The following is a 20,090-nucleotide window of genomic DNA, read 5'->3' on the forward strand; positions in this document are numbered from 1 at the left end:
GAACCCCCGGCATTTGGATTCGAAGTCCAACGCTCTATCCAGCTGAGCTATGAGCGCATATACACATTTCTCATACTTTTAATTGTTTTTATGAAAAAAAGTTAGTATTTAAACTAACTTTTTTCTGGAGCGGGTAGAGAGAATCGAACTCTCGTAACTAGCTTGGAAGGCTAGCACTCTACCATTGAGTTATACCCGCATATGGAGCGGAAGATGGGATTCGAACCCACGACGTTCACCTTGGCAAGGTGACGCTCTACCACTGAGCCACTCCCGCTTATTTAGTTTTAAATGGTGCAGGTGACAGGAGTTGAACCTGCACGCCGTGAAGCGCTAGATCCTAAGTCTAGTGCGTCTGCCAATTCCGCCACACCTGCATATTTATTTTTTTTGGTGGCTTACCGGGGAATCGAACCCCGGACACCATGATTAAAAGTCATGTGCTCTACCAACTGAGCTAGTAAACCGTTTGGCTGGGATGGCAGGATTTGAACCTACGCATAATGGAGTCAAAGTCCATTGCCTTACCGCTTGGCGACACCCCATCTTTTTTTTATGGGGTGGACGATGGGACTCGAACCCACGACAACCAGAACCACAATCTGGCGCTCTACCAACTGAACTACGTCCACCACAATTTTTCTTGGTGCGCCATCAGGGATTCGAACCCTGGGCACCCTGATTAAGAGTCAGGTGCTCTACCAACTGAGCTAATGGCACCTATGGTGCGTCTTAAGGGATTTGAACCCCTGGCCCACGCCTTAGAAGGGCGTTGCTCTATCCAGCTGAGCTAAAGACGCATTATACATACTCTACAATTATATATTATAATATATATTCTATAATATTGCAAGTATTTTTGGAGCGGGTAGAGAGAATCGAACTCTCGTAACTAGCTTGGAAGGCTAGCACTCTACCATTGAGTTATACCCGCATAAATGGTCGGGGTGACAGGGATTGAACCTGCGACCTCATGGTCCCAAACCACGCGCGCTCCCATCTGCGCTACACCCCGACAAACTGGTGCGCCATCAGGGATTCGAACCCTGGGCACCCTGATTAAGAGTCAGGTGCTCTACCAACTGAGCTAATGGCACTTTTGGTGCGTCTTAAGGGATTTGAACCCCTGGCCCACGCCTTAGAAGGGCGTTGCTCTATCCAGCTGAGCTAAAGACGCATATTTATTTTAGTTTCATATTATAACTTCATATATAAAACTATTGGAGCGGGTAGAGAGAATCGAACTCTCGTAACTAGCTTGGAAGGCTAGCACTCTACCATTGAGTTATACCCGCATATGGAGCGGAAGATGGGATTCGAACCCACGACGTTCACCTTGGCAAGGTGACGCTCTACCACTGAGCCACTCCCGCTTATTTAGTTTTAAATGGTGCAGGTGACAGGAGTTGAACCTGCACGCCGTGAAGCGCTAGATCCTAAGTCTAGTGCGTCTGCCAATTCCGCCACACCTGCATATTTATTTTTTTTTGGTGGCTTACCGGGGAATCGAACCCCGGACACCATGATTAAAAGTCATGTGCTCTACCAACTGAGCTAGTAAACCGTTTGGCTGGGATGGCAGGATTTGAACCTACGCATAATGGAGTCAAAGTCCATTGCCTTACCGCTTGGCGACACCCCATCTTTTTTATGGGGTGGACGATGGGACTCGAACCCACGACAACCAGAACCACAATCTGGCGCTCTACCAACTGAACTACGTCCACCACAATGGTGCGTCTTAAGGGATTTGAACCCCTGGCCCACGCCTTAGAAGGGCGTTGCTCTATCCAGCTGAGCTAAAGACGCATATTTATTTTAGTTTCATATTATAACTTCATATATAAAACTATTGGAGCGGGTAGAGAGAATCGAACTCTCGTAACTAGCTTGGAAGGCTAGCACTCTACCATTGAGTTATACCCGCATAAATGGTCGGGGTGACAGGGATTGAACCTGCGACCTCATGGTCCCAAACCACGCGCGCTCCCATCTGCGCTACACCCCGTTGTGCTTAAGAACTTTGTTCCCCAGCGACATAATTTATTCTACACGATATCTCTTAATACGTCAATAGTTTTTTATTGTTTTTTTGTATTTTTTAATGTTTAAGATATATAATATTCGATAAGATGGCTATATACCAACGCTTATAGACATATAATTTTATTCTAAAAACTATATTTTAATATAACTAATTTATAAAAATCCAATCTAAAATTAGAACTTTAAGCATATATTCTTAAATTTCTATAAAATAAGGACTTATGTTTCCTTCATGCACTTCTATAAAAACAACACCTCTCTTACTATCTCTAGGAATAGATGGACTACCAGGGTTTATTAAATAATTACCATCACTTTGATTTATTTCAAAAACATGAGTATGCCCATATAGACATATTTTACAATTTAATTGAAAAGCTCTACGCTTAATATAATTGGTATCAATTTTAACACCATAATTATGCCCATGAGTCATAAATATTCTATACCCTTCTATATCTACAACCCTCTCACTAGGTATAACATTAGAATAATCACAATTTCCCTTAACACCTATACATATTATCTTTTTATTATAAATTCTATCCTTGATGTACTTTAAGTCCTCTATATTATCTCCAAGGTGTAGTATGTAATCACAATTCTCAACTTTATAAATTATCTTATTTAATACCTCATAGTCTCTATGTGTATCACTTATAATTGCTACTAGCAAGCTTTCTACATCTCCTTTAACACATACAATTTAAATTCACATAAATTATACTTCTACCAATTTCTCTATTTCTAATTTTAATGCTTTTAAAGCTTTCCCTCTATGACTTAACCCATTCTTTTCTTCTTCGCTCATTTCAGCAAAAGTTTTCTTTTTTTCTGGGAAATAAAATAAAGGATCATATCCGAAGCCTTTCCCACCTCTATAATCTTCTATAATATATCCATAAGCCTCTCCTTCTACCACCTTAGAATTGCCCTCATCATCCATCAATGCAATAGCACTTACGAATTTTGCTTTTCTATTTTCACATGATACACCTTTTAATTTTTCTAAAAGTTTTTTATTATTTTCTTCTGAATTTCCATGTTGTCCGGCATATCTTGCTGAATATATTCCTGGCTCATCATTTAAGTACCCTACCACAAGTCCAGAATCATCTGCTAAAACAATAAAGTCTTTTCTATTCCTCTCTTTTAAAATGTAATATATAGATTGAGCCTTTATATTAGAGTTTTCTGTAAATGTAGTGCCTGTTTCTTCCACATCTACTTCTATATCAACTTCTTTCAATGAATAAATATTAACAGGTAGATTCTTTAATATCTCTTTAAACTCTTTTACTTTATGCTCGTTATTAGTTGCTAATATAATATCTTTCACTTTACCTACTCCTATCTAAAATTAAAGTTAAACATCTTTTAAATGTATACCTAAACTATTTACCAGTACCTATCCAAAGACAATCCATTTTTAAAATATCCTTTTGAATATTTATCATTTGTTTTGAACCTTTCTCAGCCAAATGTAATAATTCATCTAAATCTTTTCTTGAAAATGGATTTTCCTCTCCTGTTCCTTGTATTTCTACAAATTCACCATCTTCCGTCATTACAACATTCATATCTACATTAGCCTTACAATCTTCTTTATAGCATAAATCTAATATTTTCTCACCTTCAAATATACCTACACTTACAGCAGTTAAAAAGTTTCTAATTGGATAAACTTTAAAGGGACGTTCTTTATGTATTTTATTTATAGCATCTACTATAGCTATAAACGCTCCATTTATAGCTGTAGTCCTAGTTCCACCATCAGCTTGAATAACATCACAATCTACCCATATAGTCTTTTCACCTATTAATTTAAGGTCTACTACAGATCTTAAAGCTCTACCTATAAGTCTTTGTATCTCCATAGTTCTACCATCTATCTTTAATCTAGATATATCTCTTACCTTTCTCACCTCAGTAGATCTTGGTAGCATATTATACTCACAGGTTATCCACCCTTCACCCTTACCTTTTAAAAATGGAGGGACTTTATCTTCAATTGAAGCATTACACAAAACTTTCGTATCTCCAACTTCTATAAATACTGACCCTTCAGCATATTTAGTATAATCTCTTATTATCTTTACTGGTCTTATCTGATTGTTTTTTCTTCCGTCTATCCTCATACTATTACCTCCACTTTCTAACCTTTTAATTTTAAATGTCCCCTTTGAAATATAAATACAAAGCACTTACATTGTTATCATTTTTTTGTATTTAATCTTTTCTATATATAAATAAACCATCACAAATAATTTTTTTTTACTTAATTATAGATTATGTAGCACTTTTTATCTTTTCATCACATATCCTTTATATAAGGATTATTTTATGAGGTGAAGATTTTGAAATATATTGGTCCATTTTTAAGACTAAACAATTTATCAAAAGAAATGATAGAAAGTCAACTGTTTTATTTTGCAAAAGAATCTACAAAACATATAGTTTTAAACTCTAAATTTGGTATTAACATCCCTTTTAAAGAGCTTAAAATCAAAACATCTTCTAACTTTGATATTAACACATTTAAAGAAAGTTCTCCACTTTTATGTATCTACAAACGCTCTAATACGAAACTTTTAACACACAAAAATAATGTATTTTGGGATGAAGATAGTTTTAAAAAAGAAGTTAATATATCTAGTAACGGATATTTAACTTTATGTTTGTTAGAACTTGCTAATTATTATGAAAAGTTCAAAGATCTAGATAAAGAACTCTATGGTTTATATCACATATACATCAATCTAGTAAAACATCAATTAAACTTTTATTCTTCTTACCTTAGAAATGAAGAAGGATTGTTTGTAGATAAGAAAGATATTTCAGATCCTATAACAAAAGAATTAAATTTCGAAACTAAAAATAAAAAATTTAAATATTCAAATCAAATTTTAATGATGAATTGTTATGCTATTTATAGCATAATTTCTAAAACTGAGGATTCAGATGAATATTACACCTTTTCTAAAGATATTTTAAATATGGTTTTAAGATATAAAGATGAAATTTACAGTTTATCTCTTCATGAAAAGATAAACATATTATCGCTATTAAATATCTACTTAAAATTTGATAATAACAATGATATTTTACTTTTAACCATTGATATTATGGATTTAATCCATGATGAGTTACAAAACTTAAATAATTCAACCTCTATCTCAAATACTTCATTAATTTTTATTACTTCTATATTGTTTAAACACACTACAGGAATTTCAAAATATGAAAACTTTAGTGATGATATCTATAAAGAATTAATTAATCTATGTGACGAAGAAAGATTTGTGCTATCAAAAAAGAACTCTTCCAAGAAAGACATAGATTATAATTCTTATGAAATTTATTTTTATATTTTATCTTTAATATATAAAAACAAGTTTTCTGATGACAAAGAAAGCAATGCTAAATTTGAATATATTTATAGAAAGCATATTCTAAATTCAGGTATAGTATGTAGCTGGCCAGAACCGCCTAATATAAATAGTATAGAACGATACAATAACCACACTTTAAAATCAGAAGATCTAATAGATGAAATTTATTTTAAACTCCCTACTTTACCTACTCCTGAAACCTCTGGTCTCGCTCCTGTTATAATAAAAGATATAAAATATAATGTTAAAAAAGATGAGTTCACTATAAATAAACAAGTATTTGATTCAACAAAATACTTTCAATATTTACTTTATATGATTTATCTTTCTAGCAATTAATAAGAACCTTTTAGTTTCACGAATTTAAATCTAAAAAAGAGTTTTAGATAATATATTATTTATCTAAAACTCTTTTTCTTTCAGCTCTTCATTTAGATCTGTACTTTTCCCTATATTTTTAATGATTATATTTTCATTCCCATCCATACATATACCTTCAATATCATTGTTTTTACATATAAATAAATTATTGCTTGCAATAGGTATTAACGGTAAGTCCTTTTTTAATTCTAATTCTATACCTTTTATAAGTTTATCTTTTACTAAATTATTATTTTCTCCTTTTATCTTAAATAAACTTTTATCTAAAACATCGCTATTATAGCTTATTTCTTTACCATGGGTATTGTACCATGATCTTAAAAAACTTTCTTTGCTTCCGATATGGCTATACTCTACCAATGCCATATCATAGTCCTTTTTGGTCAATTCATTTTGTATGTCATTCTCTTTATAATAATAAATTGTACTTTTTATATTAAATTCTTTTTCTACAATATCTTTTAATGATTCAACTAACAATTTATTTTTCTCATTATCTACACATAATATGTTTATATTATTATTTTGTACAGTTACCAAATCTTTTATTTTGCTATTAGCAGAAAATAAATCATATCTAAGATTAGTATCTTTATTTTCATTTGAAAACACTACTTTTGTACCAGAATCATTAAATATTTCTCCTTTAGCTAGGTTTAAATTAAACCTAGAGCTAACTTGAGTTTCATCTAAAGATGCTAAGAGTGCTTCTTCAATTGCTCGTCTAAAATCTATTTTTGATGCAAAAGGACTTTTAAAATTAAATATTATAGAATTAAAATCTTGAAGAGTTATATATATAATATTTTCTTTAGATTTCAATCTATCTATTTCACTTATGGGTGGAGAAAAAAGTACATCTATTTGATTTGTATCAAACTTTGCCATACCCATTTCTGAATTTGCTACATTATCTAAAATAATTTCTTCAGTTAAAATACTATCTTTATCATAGTAGTTATTATTCTTTTTTAAAACAATTGTATTTTCTCCATCTTTCTGTTTTAAATCCGTGATTTTATATGCACCTGTATAAACTATCTGTTTATAATTTTCTTTCCATGATTTTAATATATCAAAGTTTTTTCTAAGTCTATATTTAGGCTTAGAAAGGGTATCTAGTAACTTGTCATCTCTATAGTTCAATCTTATCTGAAGTGTTTTCTTATCTGTTGATATAATAGCTACTTCCCCTTGATGCTTTTTACCCTTGTTGTAATCTTCTGCTCCAAAAATACTATATAGCTCTGTGATACTTTTAATGTCTTCGCTAGGACTAAGTATTTGTCTAAATAGTTCTACAAAATGTTTTGCTTCAATTGGCTTTCCATCACTCCATGTTATATCTTCTTTTAGAATAAATATATAATTAAGCCCATCTTCACTTATATCCCACTCTTTTGCAAGAGCACCTTTTATCTCACCATTATTATCTTTTTCAACTAACCCATCGAAAATAGCACAGATTAGATCCCCCTCTCTAGAGTTATATGTGTCATTAAAATCTAATCCTTTAGGAATTGATTGCATACCTATAATCACATTATTTCTATCACCCTCAATAACTGCATCCTTCTTTTGAATACATCCTGAAAATGTTAATATAATGGATATGAAAACAAACAACAGTATTCTTTTTTTCATAATCTTTAGCTCCTATACACACCTTTATTATAATTAATATATTATACATTATTACCTAATTTATAAGTTTTAATCATATTTCAATCTGGTATATACCCATAAAATCTTATGTAATTTCTACTTAATCGATCTTTGTGTTTTGAATTCATCATCATCTGTTTTGATATAAACTTTACACTATCTTCTAATATTATTTTAAAAGGTAACTTTTCATAATGATTAACATTAATAACTTCTTCTTTAAAATACCCAGTAGATATATAATAAGCCTTGTCTATGTTTTCATTATTACACCTGTATAAAAAGCTTAGATAATCTTCATATAATACCTGTGTACTTTTATCAAATTTCAACAACCTATTGCTTCTTTTACCATACAACATAATTTCTAAAACATATTTATCCTTCAAAATCAATTTATACTGTATAGAATACTTCCAGCATTCTTTTATAAGAGAATCATATATTTTATCTATGTCTATAGATTTTAGATACTCTCTTTCTTTGTTTATCACTTTTTTATTCAATTTATAATATACTTTATATACTAGTTCCATATTAACTCCAAAAAATATTATTATATTATTATTATATGTACTATAGAGTGTATGGTGTGATATAATTATTTATAAAAGTTATGAAAATTAAGCTTTGGAGGTTTTATTAATGCTACTTACAATAGAAATTATAGGTATTATTACAATGATTGTTTTGTCATCTGTTAGCGTGCTATCTTTTATCGTAATTAATAAGATATTGTCTCAATTAAAATATAAAAATTATCTTATGGAAAAAATGACTCAAAACATATATATGATAGCATCAAAAAAAGATAAAGAAGCTTATAATAAATTGTTTGATGAATATAAAGATACAGACGAGTATAAAGATACAGACGAGTATAAAAATACAGATAAGTATAAGAATACAGATAAATGTAAAAATTAATTCTTACTATTTTCTAAATAAATCCACATATAAAATGCCTCTTTCTATATCTAATTTTTGCTAGATATAGAAAAAGGCATTTTTCATCAAACTTTTTAAAACAACTCTTAACAATGAAATTCATATTATAGTTAGCTTATTCATGGTTTATTGCAAAGATACCTTCACTTAAAACACCTTTGACATTCTAAAAAATATAGCTGCTGAAGCTACGCAAAAACAAAAAAGTGAATATAATCTTCTTTTAGGTAGTTCACTCCATGTGAGAAACTTTATAGCCCAAAATAACATAGTTATTGCTAAAAATACTTCTACCATATAATAATTATTAAAGTATGCTATATATATGTATTGATATGTTGATATTACAGTAAGCATCATAACCACTATAGTAATAGCTACAAAACCCCAACATAGATAATCTATTGCCTTTTTCATATTTATTCCTCCAATAAAAGAATACTTTCTACTTTAGCATAGATTCAAAGTCCTCTTCTGTAAGTATTTTTAAATTCAGTTCTTTTGCCTTATCATATTTCGATCCAGCGTCCTCACCAACTATAACATAATCAGTTTTTTTACTTACACTACCAGATACTGTTGCACCTAATGATTCTAGCTTTTCTTTTATACTTAATCTAGTATAGTTTTGTAAGGACCCGGTAACTACAATTGTTTTACCTTCAAAAGCATTAGCCTTTACGCCTTTTTCTTCATATTTAGGTGAAACCCCAAGCATAAATAATTCTTGTATACTTTCATTAATTTTTTCATCTAAAAAAAACTTCAATATACTTTGAGCAACTATATCTCCTACATCTTCTATAGCAATAAGTTCTTCAAAACTTGCATTTCTTATATTTTCTAAAGTTTTTAATTTACCTACTAGATCCTTTGCCGTTTTTATTCCAACGTTTGGAATACTTAAAGCATATATAAATGCCGAAAGATCACAATCTTTACTACCTTCTATTGCATTTAAAAGATTTTCAGCCTTTTTTTTACCAAACCTCTTCAGGTTTACTAATTCTTCTTTTTTAACTCTATATAAATCTGGTATGGACTTTACATTTAGCTCTTCAAATAACTGTTCTGCAGTCTTTTCACTAAATCCTTGTATATTCATAGCCTCTCTACTAGCATAATGCACTAAACTTTTAACCATTTGTGGTTTGCAAGATAAACTGTTTTCACAAAAATAATGGGCTCCTACTAATATAAGTTCACTATTACACCAAGGACAATTAGTTGGAGGAAGGATTTCTAGGGTATCTTTATTATTCTCTAAAGTAACCCCCATTATTTCAGGTATAACATCATTTGACCTTCTTACAAGAACATCCGACCCAATTCTAACCTCTTTTCTAATTATATCGTCCATATTATTTAAAGTAGCACGCCTTACTGTTGCTCCAGCAAGTTCTACAGGTTCTAACAATGCAGTAGGACTAACTCTCCCACTTCTTCCTATATTCCATTCCACAGACAAAAGCTTAGTTGTAGCTTCCTCTGCCTCAAATTTAAATGCTATAGCCCATTTTGGAAATTTTACGGTATATCCTAAAATTTCTCTTGTTCTTATATCATTTATAGCAATTACAACACCATCAATATCATATTCTAAATCTGATCGTATATTATCTATGCATTTTATTTCTTCTTCTATTTCTTCTACAGTACTACATACTTTCATATAGTTATCTAGATAGAATCCCATATCTTTAATAAAGTTAAGCATATCAACATAGGTGTCAAAAGGGTTCCCTTCTTTATATCCTATATCATAAAAGAATGCAGAAAGATTACGTCTTTCAGTTTCTTTAACATTTAAATTTCTAAGAGCACCTGCAGCACCATTTCTTAAATTCTTTAGAGGTACCTTGGCACTTTCATTATATTTATTAAAAGCCTTTCTAGTCATCACTGCCTCACCATGTATTTCTAAGGTATTATCATAAGGTATCTTTAACGGAAGGCTTTTTATTGTTTTAGCTTGAGCTGTAACATCTTCACCTACAATTCCCGTTCCCCTTGTAGCCGCCTTAATTAATACTCCTTCTTCATTGTAAGTGCAGTTAATAGTAAGACCATCAAATTTTTTGGTTAAAACATAGGTTAACTTTGGCAATGGAGTACTTGCAGTTTGGTTATAACTTTCTACAATCTTCATATTCCTTTTATGCCATTCTTCTAAAGTTTCAATCCTTTGTGCTTTATCAAGGCTCCATAAAGGAGCTTTGTGGACATACTTATTAAATTGGGGCAAAACCATATCTCCAACTCTTTGAGTTGGAGAATAAGGGAGTATGATACCAGTTTCTTTTTCAAGTTTTACTAATTCATCATACTTTTTATCATATTCTTTATCACTAATTGAAATATTATCAAGTACATAATACTCATAAGCATGTCTATTAAGCTCTTCAATAAGGTCTATAATTTTAGTTTCATCTATATCCAAAGGTTTCACTCCTTATAACTATCTTTTAAGGTATTATAATAATTGTAAAGGGGTTAAACTAAGTATAAATTGTTTTACTCCCATATTATCAAATGCTATAGTTATTTTTAAATCGTCATCTTCTTCTAATGTATTTATTATAGTTCCTACTCCAAATCTTGAATGCTCTATTTTCCTACCAATAGTTGCTTCTTTTTTGGTAAGTAATTCACCTGTACCCTTTTGTATCTTTTCTTCCATTCTATTCAACGCCTTAGTAAAAGACTCTTCACTATAATCTGCTCTTAAACTATGAGGATTATACTCTGCTTTTGCCTTGGTTCTTTTTTTAGGTTCCCTTAATGTCTTCACCTTAATATGCTCAACAAGTTCTGGGTTTATTTCATCTATAAAGTCAGATTGGCCATAACTAACTGCTCTTCCAAATACTCTTCTAACCTCTGCTGATGTCATATATAATTTTTCTTTAGCCCTTGTTATACCAACATAGCAAAGTCTTCTTGACTCTTCCATTTCTTTCTGATCATTTAAAGATCCATTTCCAGGGAATATTCCATTTTCCATGCCTACCATGAATACTACAGGAAATTCTAATCCCTTTGCACTATGAACAGTCATAAGTACTAATGTATCCGCATCTCTATCAAAATTATCTATATCTGATACAAGAGTAGTCTTTTCTAAAAATGCTGAAAGGGTTTTGTCTTCTGAACTTCTTTCAAATTCTACAGCTGCTGAAACCAATTCTTTTAAGTTTTCTACTCTACTTTTATCCTCAGGATTATTAGTTTTTTCTAATTCCTTAATATAACCACTTTCATTAAGTATATACTCTATAAACTTAGAAACCGGTAGTTGCTCTTTCATCTCAATCAGATCATCCATTAAAGATGTAAATTTAAGTATAGCATTTATATTTCTTTGAGTTAACCCTGGTATACTTTTAGCATCCACCATAACATTATATAAATCATCTTCTATAGAAACAGAAAATTCCTGAAGCTTAGAACATGTTGTGTCTCCAATATTTCTTTTAGGCACATTTATAATTCTTCTTAAACTTACTTCATCTTCTGGGTTATTTATAAATTTTAAGTAAGCCATTATATCTTTTATTTCTTTTCTATCATAGAACTTTAATCCACCAATTATTCTATAAGGTATGTCTGCACGCATAAAAATATCTTCAAATATACGTGACTGTGCATTAGTTCTATAAAGTATTGCAAAATCTTTATAAGTCTTTTCTTCTTCTTTTATCATTCTCTTTATTTCAGATGAAATAAACTGAGCTTCATCCATATCAGAGTAAGCCCTATATACCTTAAGTTTTTCGCCCTTTTCATTTGAAGTTCTCAAAACTTTGTTTTTTCTTTCACTATTATTGCTTATTACTGTATTAGCTGCATTTAATATATTCTCCATAGATCTATAGTTTTCTTCAAGTTTTATAACTTTAGCATCTGAATAATCCTTTTCAAAGTCCAAGATGTTTCTAATATCTGCACCTCTCCACTCATAAATACACTGATCATCATCACCAACAACACAAAGGTTTCTACTTTCTTTGGCAAGTAATCTTACAAATTCATATTGACACTTGTTTGTATCTTGGTACTCGTCTATCATTATGTATTTAAACTTCTTTTGATAAAACTCTAATACTTCAGGATGTGCATTAAATAGCTCTACGGTTTTGAATATTAAATCATCGAAATCTAAGGCATTATTACTTTTTAGTTTACGTTGATAAAGTTCATAAATCTCAGCTATTTTATTTTCTCTAAAATTACTTTCATTTTCTCTCTTATAAGTTGAAGCAGTTACTAAATTATCTTTAGCCTTACCTATCTTACTTATTATTTCATTTTCTGTAATATCTTTATCGTTAATATCTAATTCTTCCATGCATTGTTTAACCAAAGACTTTTGGTCATAGCTGTCATATATAGTAAAGCTCTTTTTGTATCCTAACTTATCTATTTCTCTTCTTAAAATTCTAACGCAGCTAGAGTGGAAGGTTGTTATCCACATATTGTCTGCAGTTTCACCAATTAAAGACTTCACTCTTTCTCTCATTTCTTGACCTGCTTTATTAGTAAAAGTTATAGCCAAAATTTGAGATGGGTATATATTTAAATCTTCTACCATGTGTGCTATTCTGTATGTCAAAACTCTAGTCTTTCCAGATCCTGCTCCTGCTAATATTAACAAAGGTCCTTCTATTGTTGTAGCAGCTTCATATTGCTCTTTGTTTAAAAGTTCTTTTAATTCCATATTAATTACCTCCTGTAAATAAAAAAAGTTTATATAAAAAATATAAACTTCAAAGAATAAGCCAAGGTCACCCATCCTAGTATAACATATAAGCACAATAAAATAAGATTATATGTTCTCTCTTTAATTTATAGCAATAAATAGATTTTGATAATTTTCAATCTATTCCTTCAAATATAAGTTTATATTCTATGCTCTTATATCTATTCTACCATTTATAAGCTAAATAAGCCACAAGTTTATATTTTATTTTTTAATTATAACTTTAATTATAACATTTTTAAAAAACAAAAGCACAACCTTTGGGGAAAGGCTGTGCTTTTATAAATAAAAAGGGGGCTATTAATACTTTTTATTCATCCTTGCATTTTTATTATATTAAACTTTTTTTAATATTGCAAGGTGTTTTTCTTATAAAATTGTAATTTTTATGTTATTTTTTTTATTTTTAATGCATTTAACATTATTTTAATCTATATATGCTTTCATTAAGAATAGTACCTTTTGCTGGATATATTGTAGTTTATTACCACACCTTTAGACATTAAAATAATTCTATTTATCTCTAATTATTTTTTAGCACAAGAATATAATGCTTCTATTTCCTCATCAGAAAGTTCTCGGTATTCTCCCTCATTTAAATCTTCATCTAATGAAATGGGACCAAACCTTGTTCTTCTTAAATAAATCACTGATTTATCTACTGCTTCAAACATCCTTTTTACTTGATGAAACTTTCCTTCTTGTATGGTAAGTTCTATTTCTGAACCCTCTTTAGATGAAGATATTATTTTTAATTTAGCAGGTAGACACTTATATCCATCATCTATAACTATACCCTTTTCAAATTTCTTTATATCTTTTTCATCTACTTCTTTATTAATCTTTGCATAATAAATCTTTTCCACATTCCATTTAGGAGATATTAATTTATGATTAAGCTCTCCATCATTAGTTATAAGAATAAGTCCCACTGTATCTTTATCAAGTCTTCCAACTGTAAAAGGCTCAAAAGCCATATAGTCAGGGTCTAATAAATCTATTACAGTCTCATCATATTTATCAACTGTTGCTGAAACTACATCCTTTGGCTTATTCATCATAAGGTATATGTATTTTCTATAGAATATCTCCTGTCCATTTATTTCAACAATAGATTTGTTTGGATCTATTTGAATACTATTATCTTTTACAACCACTTTATCTACCATTATATTTCCTTTTTTTATTAAACCCTTTATATCTTTCCTACTACCATATCCTAAGTTTGAAAGTATCTTATCTAATCTTTCCATAATACCATCCTTTATTTTAATTAAACTTTTAGTGATTTCAAAAAATAATTAATAAACATACTGTTATTATATCTCTCTATTTTATGATTTATATTATATTTTAAAAATCCTTGTTGAAAAAAAGTGAATATACTATATATCGTCCTTTATACTACCCCCTATAATACCCCATAACCTTTTTAATATAATGTTGAGTTTCTAAAGGAAGCCTATCCGCCTTTTCTATACTGTCAACACCTCTTCTTGCCATGGTTCCTGGTCCAGCATTGTAAGCCGATAATGCCATCTCAAGAGTTTTAAATTGATTTAGGTATTTTTTAAAGTGTCTTGTCCCAGCATATATATTCTCCTTTATATCATAAGGATTACTTACGCCTTCTTCTTTTACATTTTCAGGCATAAGTTGCATAAGACCCATTGCTCCTGCCCAGGACTTAACCTTCGGATCAAAATTTGATTCTTGCTTTATTATAGATCTTATAAGCCTTTCATCTATTCCATACTTTTCAGATGCACCCTTTATAGATTCTTCAATTATAACATTATTTGATCTTAATTCTTTACCTATAGGCACTACAGGACCGATAGGTTCCATAGGGCTTGATACAGATTCATCTTTGAAGCCTTTTGTACTTAAACGTTCTCCCTTCATGTATCCTAGCTGACTTAGATCTAATTGTTCAAGTCCAAGAGATTCTAATAAATTTCCACCACTCTTATCATCACTCATAGCTTTAGTCATAGTTTCTAATACCATTTGAAAGGCAATAGAGTCTTCTTTAAATGCACCCTTCATCATTTGAGTTATTAACTGAAGCTTCATTACGCTTTCCGCTGACTTTGTATTCAAAAAAATCACCACCTATTTATTTTGTATACCTCTATTGTAATTTTTTTAAAGCGCATAGTCAACCATAGATTCATCTGTTGCCATCTCTTCATAGGCCTTAAATTCTAAAGTATCATAATCTTCATAAGCACAGTTTTTGTAACTACTCTTAGTTAAAACTAAAACTTTATATTTACCTTGTAAAAAAGGTATAAATGCATAATAATCCTTTTTACTGTAACCTTGTACTTTTCTCCATTCTCCTTGTTCCATAATATAAAACTCATAGCTAACATCTATTCCGCCTTCATTTTCAACTCTTAAAACTACAGGTTTATTTATACAAATGTTAGTTTTGTCTATAAAAAGTTTAGTGTTCATAACGGGTAATGCATCATGAACCTTTATTTTAACTTGCTTTTTGCTATCATATCCTTTTTTACAATACACACTTTTACCTTGAATCTCTACTAAGTAGCTTCCACCATACCTAGGTTTAAATATATATTTCTTATTTTTAACAAAACTAGTTTCTTCAATTAAATGTCCATCCACTGTTAATATATATTTAATCAATGTATCCTTAGTATTTTCTGATACAACTTCTAAATCTACAGTATCACCAACCATATAATATTCTTTAGGATTAATTAAAACATATTCTATATTTCCTTTCACATATTCATTTACATTGAATGTTAAAATCCAATGGCAATCATATTCTTTACTTGAGTATTTATCTTTAGCTCTAACTTCCATACAATATTCTCCTGGAAGTATTGGAGTGAAGTCAACTGAGTTACAATCCCCATATTCCATAATTTCTACTTCTTTATCTAAAAGGTACACAATAAAAGAATATTTTAATTCTAGCCCACCTTCTGCTTTCACCTTTATCTTTATTGGTTTATTTACAATAACCTCAGTATTCTTATTTACAGATACATCTTTTATTATTACAGGTGCTTTAGCTTTCTTACTTATAGAGTATTCAATTTCCTTTATATCTTCATATTCATATTCAAAACTTTTATCTTTTACCATAGCCTTAATAACATAATTACCATCTTTGTTACACTTCCACGCGAAACCATTTTCTCTTGAATATCCACTATCTTCACTACAAACTCCTTCTACAATAAATCTGTATAATAGGTTTTTACCTCCTTCTACTATAACCTTAAAATTTATTTCAGTACCTGATAGTTGTGGTGAACTAAGGTCAGCTATTAATTCTTTTATCTTTATTTCTTTATAAGGTTCAACATTATAACTTATTACAGCCCTATCATCATATTCTTTATTAGAATACATGTCTTTTACAAAACAAAGAAGCTTGTATTCTCCTTTTATATTTTCTATATAAGATACTATGTTTTTAGTTGAATAATCCTGTATACATTTCACATTACCTTTAGAGTCAATTTTAAAAAACTTATAAATAAGCATTCTTTCCTCATGGCTATTTGAATTTATATTAAATATAAGTTCTTCTCCTACAAGTATGTTAGGACTTATACATTTAAAATCTTTTATCTCTACAGGGTCGATATTCTTTATCTTAAAACTAATCTTCTTAAAATCATCAAAGTTATTTTTAGAATCTACTTCTTTACATTCTACTAAGACATCATAAGAACCTGGAGTATTTGCTGTAAAATTTAATGTAGACCCCATCGAATAATCCTTCATTAATTCCCATCCATCATTAACTTTTAACCAGTATTTAAAAAGCAGATTAGTTTTATAAGTATCTACAGATAGATTAATTTTATCGCCTATTAAATAACCATCCTTATCAAGCGACACATCCTTTATAATATTTTCATCTTCTATTCCAACTATGTAATCTGACCTAGTAACATAATCAAAAGATTTCTTACTATCTTTAGCTTTTCCCTGAACCATTAATACGTACTTACCCTCATCTTTTGGAACCCATTTATAAGTACTTGATTTACTAAAATTTTGAAGCGTATGCCAAACACCATCCAGCCCAATAAAAAACTTATATAATAAGTCTTCTTTCTTTGAGTCAACAGTAATTTCTATATTTTCACCCTTTCTTTGAGGGCTGCTTAAATTAAAATTAATCTCCATACTATTCTCTCCTTTTAGTTAAATATAATTTCATTCCCATATATCACTATTCCATATTATGTATAGCATTCCTTCTTTTTATTACTATATTCGTTCACCAAATTATTTAGATAAACGAAGATTTTTGACAGTATAATAAGAAAGTTAATGGTAAAAATATTAATAATAAAGGAGGTGAAGGGATTTATCCCCTCTTTATGAAGATAGATGATAATACTTTAAATAATTTATTAAAGGATAATTCTAATAGTTTTAACAACTTAAGCCTTTATGTAAATAATGTTAATGGCGCTCCATTAATAGAAGTGATAGACAGCAATAGTTTTCTAATAGAAATACCCGAAAAAGGTTACCACTCAAAAAAGTTTAAACCAGGAGATTAAAAAAGACACCCAGATTTAACTTCTGGGTATCCTTTTAATATTCATTTCTATAAACTTTATTATCCTTATGGAAGTTTTATATTATATTAATAAAATTTATCCTTATTTAATAAACCCTTTAATAATAGATGTAATGCTATTATAAAGCCTTATATCATCTTCTTCTAGTCTCTTCTTAGGTCCTTTAGTCTTTCCTCCAGCTCTTCTTACCTTTTGTGATATATGTCTTTCAAAAAGGAGCGTATCTATATTCTTTTCCGTAAACACATAACCTTTTGGGGATACAGCATAAGCCTTTTTACCTATAACCATAGATGCTACCCCAAAATCTCCTGTTACAACTACATCTTCTCTTTTTACATGATTGAATATAGCCATATCTACACTTTGAAATCCACTGTCCATATATATAACATTGCTATAATCACTTGTTATATGATGATTTAAATCACAAAATATATCCATCTCTATTGAAAGCTCTTTTGCAGCCTTCTCTATTACATCTCTAGAAGGACACGAGTCTCCATCCACAATAACTCTCATTAATTTTCTAATCTCTTTTCAAGTTCATTCTTTAAATCTTCAAATCCAGGCTTTCCTAGTAGAGCAAACATGTTCTTTTTATAAGCTTCAACTCCTGGTTGATCGAAGGGATTAATCCCCAGTATATATCCACTTATGGCACAAGCCTTCTCAAAGAAATAAACCATATAACCAAAGTTAAATGGGGATATTTCAGAAATATTTATTATTATATTAGGTACCCCTCCGTCACTATGGGCTAAAAGTGTTCCTTGAAATGCTTTATTATTAACAAAATGCATAGTTTTTCCTTCTAAAAAGTTTAATCCATCTATATCTTCTATATTTTTTTCTATAATTATTTCTTTTCTTGGTTTTTCTACATTTAATACAGTTTCAAATAAGTTTCTTCTACCATCTTGAATGTATTGTCCCATAGAATGTAAATCCGTAGAAAAGTCTACTGCTGCTGGGAATATACCCTTATTATCTTTGCCTTCACTTTCTCCATAAAGCTGTTTCCACCACTCTGAAAAATAATGAAGAGATGGTTCATAATTCACCATGATTTCTATGTTTTTTTCTTTTCTATAAAGAAGATTTCTAACTGCTGCATATTGATAACAACTGTTCTCCTTTAAGTCATCATGAGAAAAGTCATCCATAGCCTTTTCTGAGCCCTTCATAATACTATCTATGTCCACTCCAGAAGCCGCAATAGGTAATAGTCCTACAGCAGTTAAAACAGAAAACCTCCCACCTACATCATCAGGTATAACAAAGGTTTCATACCCTTCTTTATCTGATAAAGATTTAAGTGCACCCTTCTCTTTATCTGTTGTAGCAAATATCCTTTTTCTTGATTCTTCTTTTCCGTATTTCTTTTCTAAAAGGTCTTTAAATATCCTAAATGCGATGGCAGGTTCTGTAGTAGTACCGGACTTTGAAATTATATTTATAGAAATATCCTTATCTTTTATAGCTTCTAAAAGATCTGTGATATATGTAGAACTTATATTGTTACCTACAAAGAATATAGCCGGTGACTTTCTTTGATCTTTATTTAAAATGTTATAAAAACTATGATTTAACATTTCTATAGCAGCTCTAGCACCAAGGTAGGACCCTCCAATACCTATTACTAATAAGACTTCTGAATCACTTCTAATCTTTTTAGCAGATTCTTTTATTCTGTTAAACTCTTCTTTGTCATAACTTACCGGAAGGTCAAGCCATCCTAAAAATTCTGATCCAAGACCTGTAGCATTATGAAGTGTTTTATGTGCTAGCTTTACTTCATTGCCTATAGCCTCTATTTCTTTATCTTCTATGTAATCTTTAATATTTCTTAAATCTAAATTTAGCGGTTTATTCATAAACATCACTCCTAGCTTTATTAATACTTTTCTCATAATAAATTCTACCATTTACTTAACTTTTATTCCATCCATAGCATAAATCTTATTAGTAACAAAAATAAAAAAACTAGAATTTTCAAATTAAAACTTCTAGTTTATATACATTAAAATATTATCTCATAAGCCTTGTTATTAAAAAAAGTACTACTCCAAAAATTACACTTGATATTAATGCTATAGGGATTAATATTGAATACTGCGCTAAAATTATAGCCCATATATCTTTTGCTGAAATTTTTTCTTGATTCATCTTTGGTTCATCTTCTAATTCTTCATCAGGCCTAAATTTAAGTCCCTCAAGACTTTCTTGATTATTATTGAAAAACATCTCAATTCCTCCTAAGAGCTAAATTTACATTAATGTTATCACAATATATGATCAAATACCACATAA

General features: G+C 30.0%; 17 protein-coding genes and 22 tRNA genes (1 of these 39 running past the window's edge). 3 read left to right on the plus strand and 36 right to left on the minus strand.

The features are described from left to right. The 25 genes from DY168_RS11010 to rph form a co-directional block, all read right to left on the minus strand. A tRNA-Arg gene (locus DY168_RS11010) sits at positions 1 to 57 on the minus strand (it extends 20 nt beyond the left edge of the window). A gap of 68 nt (positions 58 to 125) precedes the next feature. Then, positions 126 to 199: transfer RNA gene (locus DY168_RS11015), tRNA-Gly, on the minus strand. A 3-nt stretch (positions 200 to 202) separates the two neighbouring features. Next, positions 203 to 277: transfer RNA gene (locus tag DY168_RS11020), tRNA-Gly, on the minus strand. Between the two features lie 15 nt (positions 278 to 292). Then, positions 293 to 377 (minus strand) — tRNA-Leu (locus DY168_RS11025). Between the two features lie 14 nt (positions 378 to 391). Continuing rightward, positions 392 to 467, minus strand: a tRNA-Lys gene (locus DY168_RS11030). A gap of 3 nt (positions 468 to 470) precedes the next feature. Continuing rightward, positions 471 to 545, minus strand: a tRNA-Gln gene (locus tag DY168_RS11035). Positions 546 to 556: 11 nt separating this feature from the next. Next, a tRNA-His gene (locus DY168_RS11040) sits at positions 557 to 632 on the minus strand. Positions 633 to 644: 12 nt separating this feature from the next. Further along, positions 645 to 720: transfer RNA gene (locus DY168_RS11045), tRNA-Lys, on the minus strand. A gap of 3 nt (positions 721 to 723) precedes the next feature. Then, positions 724 to 800, minus strand: a tRNA-Arg gene (locus DY168_RS11050). 60 nt (positions 801 to 860) lie between these two features. After that, positions 861 to 934: transfer RNA gene (locus DY168_RS11055), tRNA-Gly, on the minus strand. Positions 935 to 939: 5 nt separating this feature from the next. Continuing rightward, positions 940 to 1,015, minus strand: a tRNA-Pro gene (locus tag DY168_RS11060). Between the two features lie 6 nt (positions 1,016 to 1,021). After that, positions 1,022 to 1,097, minus strand: a tRNA-Lys gene (locus tag DY168_RS11065). A 3-nt stretch (positions 1,098 to 1,100) separates the two neighbouring features. Then, positions 1,101 to 1,177 (minus strand) — tRNA-Arg (locus tag DY168_RS11070). A gap of 44 nt (positions 1,178 to 1,221) precedes the next feature. Continuing rightward, a tRNA-Gly gene (locus DY168_RS11075) sits at positions 1,222 to 1,295 on the minus strand. A 3-nt stretch (positions 1,296 to 1,298) separates the two neighbouring features. Further along, positions 1,299 to 1,373, minus strand: a tRNA-Gly gene (locus DY168_RS11080). Between the two features lie 15 nt (positions 1,374 to 1,388). Then, positions 1,389 to 1,473 (minus strand) — tRNA-Leu (locus DY168_RS11085). Between the two features lie 15 nt (positions 1,474 to 1,488). Beyond that, positions 1,489 to 1,564, minus strand: a tRNA-Lys gene (locus DY168_RS11090). Positions 1,565 to 1,567: 3 nt separating this feature from the next. Then, a tRNA-Gln gene (locus tag DY168_RS11095) sits at positions 1,568 to 1,642 on the minus strand. Positions 1,643 to 1,651: 9 nt separating this feature from the next. Beyond that, positions 1,652 to 1,727: transfer RNA gene (locus DY168_RS11100), tRNA-His, on the minus strand. A gap of 5 nt (positions 1,728 to 1,732) precedes the next feature. Then, positions 1,733 to 1,809 (minus strand) — tRNA-Arg (locus DY168_RS11105). A 44-nt stretch (positions 1,810 to 1,853) separates the two neighbouring features. Then, positions 1,854 to 1,927, minus strand: a tRNA-Gly gene (locus DY168_RS11110). A gap of 5 nt (positions 1,928 to 1,932) precedes the next feature. Next, positions 1,933 to 2,008, minus strand: a tRNA-Pro gene (locus tag DY168_RS11115). A 234-nt stretch (positions 2,009 to 2,242) separates the two neighbouring features. After that, the gene (locus DY168_RS11120; RefSeq protein WP_172556331.1) at positions 2,243 to 2,722 is read right to left on the minus strand and encodes a YfcE family phosphodiesterase; all 480 of its coding nucleotides are present in this window, start codon (positions 2,720 to 2,722) and stop codon (positions 2,243 to 2,245) included. Between the two features lie 45 nt (positions 2,723 to 2,767). Continuing rightward, positions 2,768 to 3,385 (minus strand): XTP/dITP diphosphatase, encoded by a 618-nt coding sequence (locus tag DY168_RS11125; RefSeq protein ID WP_115641791.1) that lies wholly within the window; start codon positions 3,383 to 3,385, stop codon positions 2,768 to 2,770. Between the two features lie 55 nt (positions 3,386 to 3,440). Beyond that, on the minus strand, positions 3,441 to 4,184 hold the full coding sequence (gene rph / locus DY168_RS11130) for a ribonuclease PH (protein WP_115641792.1): 744 nt from the start codon (positions 4,182 to 4,184) through the stop codon (positions 3,441 to 3,443). A 219-nt stretch (positions 4,185 to 4,403) separates the two neighbouring features. Between rph and DY168_RS11135 the strand changes: the two genes are divergently transcribed. Next, positions 4,404 to 5,777, plus strand: a complete 1,374-nt coding sequence (locus tag DY168_RS11135) for a hypothetical protein (protein ID WP_115641793.1) — start codon at positions 4,404 to 4,406, stop codon at positions 5,775 to 5,777. A 63-nt stretch (positions 5,778 to 5,840) separates the two neighbouring features. On the opposite strand, the gene DY168_RS11140 is transcribed toward DY168_RS11135, so the two are convergent. Next, complete coding sequence (locus DY168_RS11140) at positions 5,841 to 7,463, minus strand: ABC transporter substrate-binding protein (protein WP_115641794.1); 1,623 nt, start codon at positions 7,461 to 7,463, stop codon at positions 5,841 to 5,843. Between the two features lie 80 nt (positions 7,464 to 7,543). Further along, positions 7,544 to 8,020, minus strand: coding sequence for a hypothetical protein (locus tag DY168_RS11145; RefSeq protein ID WP_115641795.1), 477 nt, complete (start codon positions 8,018 to 8,020; stop codon positions 7,544 to 7,546). 109 nt (positions 8,021 to 8,129) lie between these two features. Between DY168_RS11145 and DY168_RS11150 the strand changes: the two genes are divergently transcribed. Further along, positions 8,130 to 8,411, plus strand: coding sequence for an HMG-box domain-containing protein (locus DY168_RS11150; protein ID WP_115641796.1), 282 nt, complete (start codon positions 8,130 to 8,132; stop codon positions 8,409 to 8,411). Between the two features lie 168 nt (positions 8,412 to 8,579). Here the strand turns inward: DY168_RS11150 and DY168_RS11155 are convergent, their stop codons facing one another. The 6 genes from DY168_RS11155 to DY168_RS11180 form a co-directional block, all read right to left on the minus strand. Continuing rightward, complete coding sequence (locus DY168_RS11155) at positions 8,580 to 8,849, minus strand: hypothetical protein (protein ID WP_115641797.1); 270 nt, start codon at positions 8,847 to 8,849, stop codon at positions 8,580 to 8,582. Positions 8,850 to 8,877: 28 nt separating this feature from the next. Next, positions 8,878 to 10,872: an NAD-dependent DNA ligase LigA gene (gene ligA, locus DY168_RS11160; protein WP_115641798.1), complete on the minus strand. Its 1,995-nt coding sequence runs from the start codon at positions 10,870 to 10,872 to the stop codon at positions 8,878 to 8,880. Between the two features lie 33 nt (positions 10,873 to 10,905). Then, entirely contained in the window at positions 10,906 to 13,149 is a 2,244-nt protein-coding gene (gene pcrA / locus DY168_RS11165; RefSeq protein WP_115641799.1) for a DNA helicase PcrA, read from the minus strand. A gap of 569 nt (positions 13,150 to 13,718) precedes the next feature. Then, the gene (locus DY168_RS11170; RefSeq protein ID WP_115641800.1) at positions 13,719 to 14,444 is read right to left on the minus strand and encodes a pseudouridine synthase; all 726 of its coding nucleotides are present in this window, start codon (positions 14,442 to 14,444) and stop codon (positions 13,719 to 13,721) included. A gap of 151 nt (positions 14,445 to 14,595) precedes the next feature. Continuing rightward, entirely contained in the window at positions 14,596 to 15,294 is a 699-nt protein-coding gene (locus tag DY168_RS11175) for a lytic transglycosylase domain-containing protein (protein ID WP_242984115.1), read from the minus strand. Between the two features lie 45 nt (positions 15,295 to 15,339). Then, positions 15,340 to 17,373 carry a triple tyrosine motif-containing protein gene (locus DY168_RS11180; RefSeq protein ID WP_115641801.1) on the minus strand — a complete coding sequence of 678 codons (2,034 nt, stop codon included), beginning with the start codon at positions 17,371 to 17,373 and terminating at the stop codon, positions 15,340 to 15,342. Positions 17,374 to 17,570: 197 nt separating this feature from the next. Between DY168_RS11180 and DY168_RS11185 the strand changes: the two genes are divergently transcribed. Beyond that, positions 17,571 to 17,756: a hypothetical protein gene (locus DY168_RS11185; RefSeq protein WP_115641802.1), complete on the plus strand. Its 186-nt coding sequence runs from the start codon at positions 17,571 to 17,573 to the stop codon at positions 17,754 to 17,756. 102 nt (positions 17,757 to 17,858) lie between these two features. On the opposite strand, the gene DY168_RS11190 is transcribed toward DY168_RS11185, so the two are convergent. The 3 genes from DY168_RS11190 to DY168_RS11200 form a co-directional block, all read right to left on the minus strand. Next, positions 17,859 to 18,299 carry a YaiI/YqxD family protein gene (locus DY168_RS11190; protein ID WP_115641803.1) on the minus strand — a complete coding sequence of 147 codons (441 nt, stop codon included), beginning with the start codon at positions 18,297 to 18,299 and terminating at the stop codon, positions 17,859 to 17,861. Then, positions 18,299 to 19,654, minus strand: coding sequence for a glucose-6-phosphate isomerase (locus DY168_RS11195; protein ID WP_115641804.1), 1,356 nt, complete (start codon positions 19,652 to 19,654; stop codon positions 18,299 to 18,301). The genes DY168_RS11190 and DY168_RS11195 overlap by 1 nt, the downstream gene beginning before the upstream one ends. Positions 19,655 to 19,808: 154 nt before the next feature. Further along, the gene (locus DY168_RS11200) at positions 19,809 to 20,024 is read right to left on the minus strand and encodes a hypothetical protein (RefSeq protein WP_115641805.1); all 216 of its coding nucleotides are present in this window, start codon (positions 20,022 to 20,024) and stop codon (positions 19,809 to 19,811) included. Positions 20,025 to 20,090 lie beyond the last annotated feature (66 nt).

It is taken from the genome of Clostridium putrefaciens (assembly GCF_900461105.1).
Classification (GTDB): Bacteria; Bacillota; Clostridia; order Clostridiales; family Clostridiaceae; genus Clostridium_L; species Clostridium_L putrefaciens.

Coding starts and splice junctions, on each gene's coding strand:
- rph (WP_115641792.1), bottom strand. CDS start 4,184: ATGAGGATAGACGGAAGAAAAAACAATCAGATAAGACCAGTAAAGATA.
- DY168_RS11140 (WP_115641794.1), bottom strand. CDS start 7,463: ATGAAAAAAAGAATACTGTTGTTTGTTTTCATATCCATTATATTAACA.
- DY168_RS11145 (WP_115641795.1), bottom strand. CDS start 8,020: ATGGAACTAGTATATAAAGTATATTATAAATTGAATAAAAAAGTGATA.
- DY168_RS11150 (WP_115641796.1), top strand. CDS start 8,130: ATGCTACTTACAATAGAAATTATAGGTATTATTACAATGATTGTTTTG.
- DY168_RS11155 (WP_115641797.1), bottom strand. CDS start 8,849: ATGAAAAAGGCAATAGATTATCTATGTTGGGGTTTTGTAGCTATTACT.
- pcrA (WP_115641799.1), bottom strand. CDS start 13,149: ATGGAATTAAAAGAACTTTTAAACAAAGAGCAATATGAAGCTGCTACA.
- DY168_RS11170 (WP_115641800.1), bottom strand. CDS start 14,444: ATGGAAAGATTAGATAAGATACTTTCAAACTTAGGATATGGTAGTAGG.
- DY168_RS11180 (WP_115641801.1), bottom strand. CDS start 17,373: ATGGAGATTAATTTTAATTTAAGCAGCCCTCAAAGAAAGGGTGAAAAT.
- DY168_RS11185 (WP_115641802.1), top strand. CDS start 17,571: ATGAAGATAGATGATAATACTTTAAATAATTTATTAAAGGATAATTCT.
- DY168_RS11190 (WP_115641803.1), bottom strand. CDS start 18,299: ATGAGAGTTATTGTGGATGGAGACTCGTGTCCTTCTAGAGATGTAATA.
- DY168_RS11195 (WP_115641804.1), bottom strand. CDS start 19,654: ATGAATAAACCGCTAAATTTAGATTTAAGAAATATTAAAGATTACATA.
- DY168_RS11200 (WP_115641805.1), bottom strand. CDS start 20,024: ATGTTTTTCAATAATAATCAAGAAAGTCTTGAGGGACTTAAATTTAGG.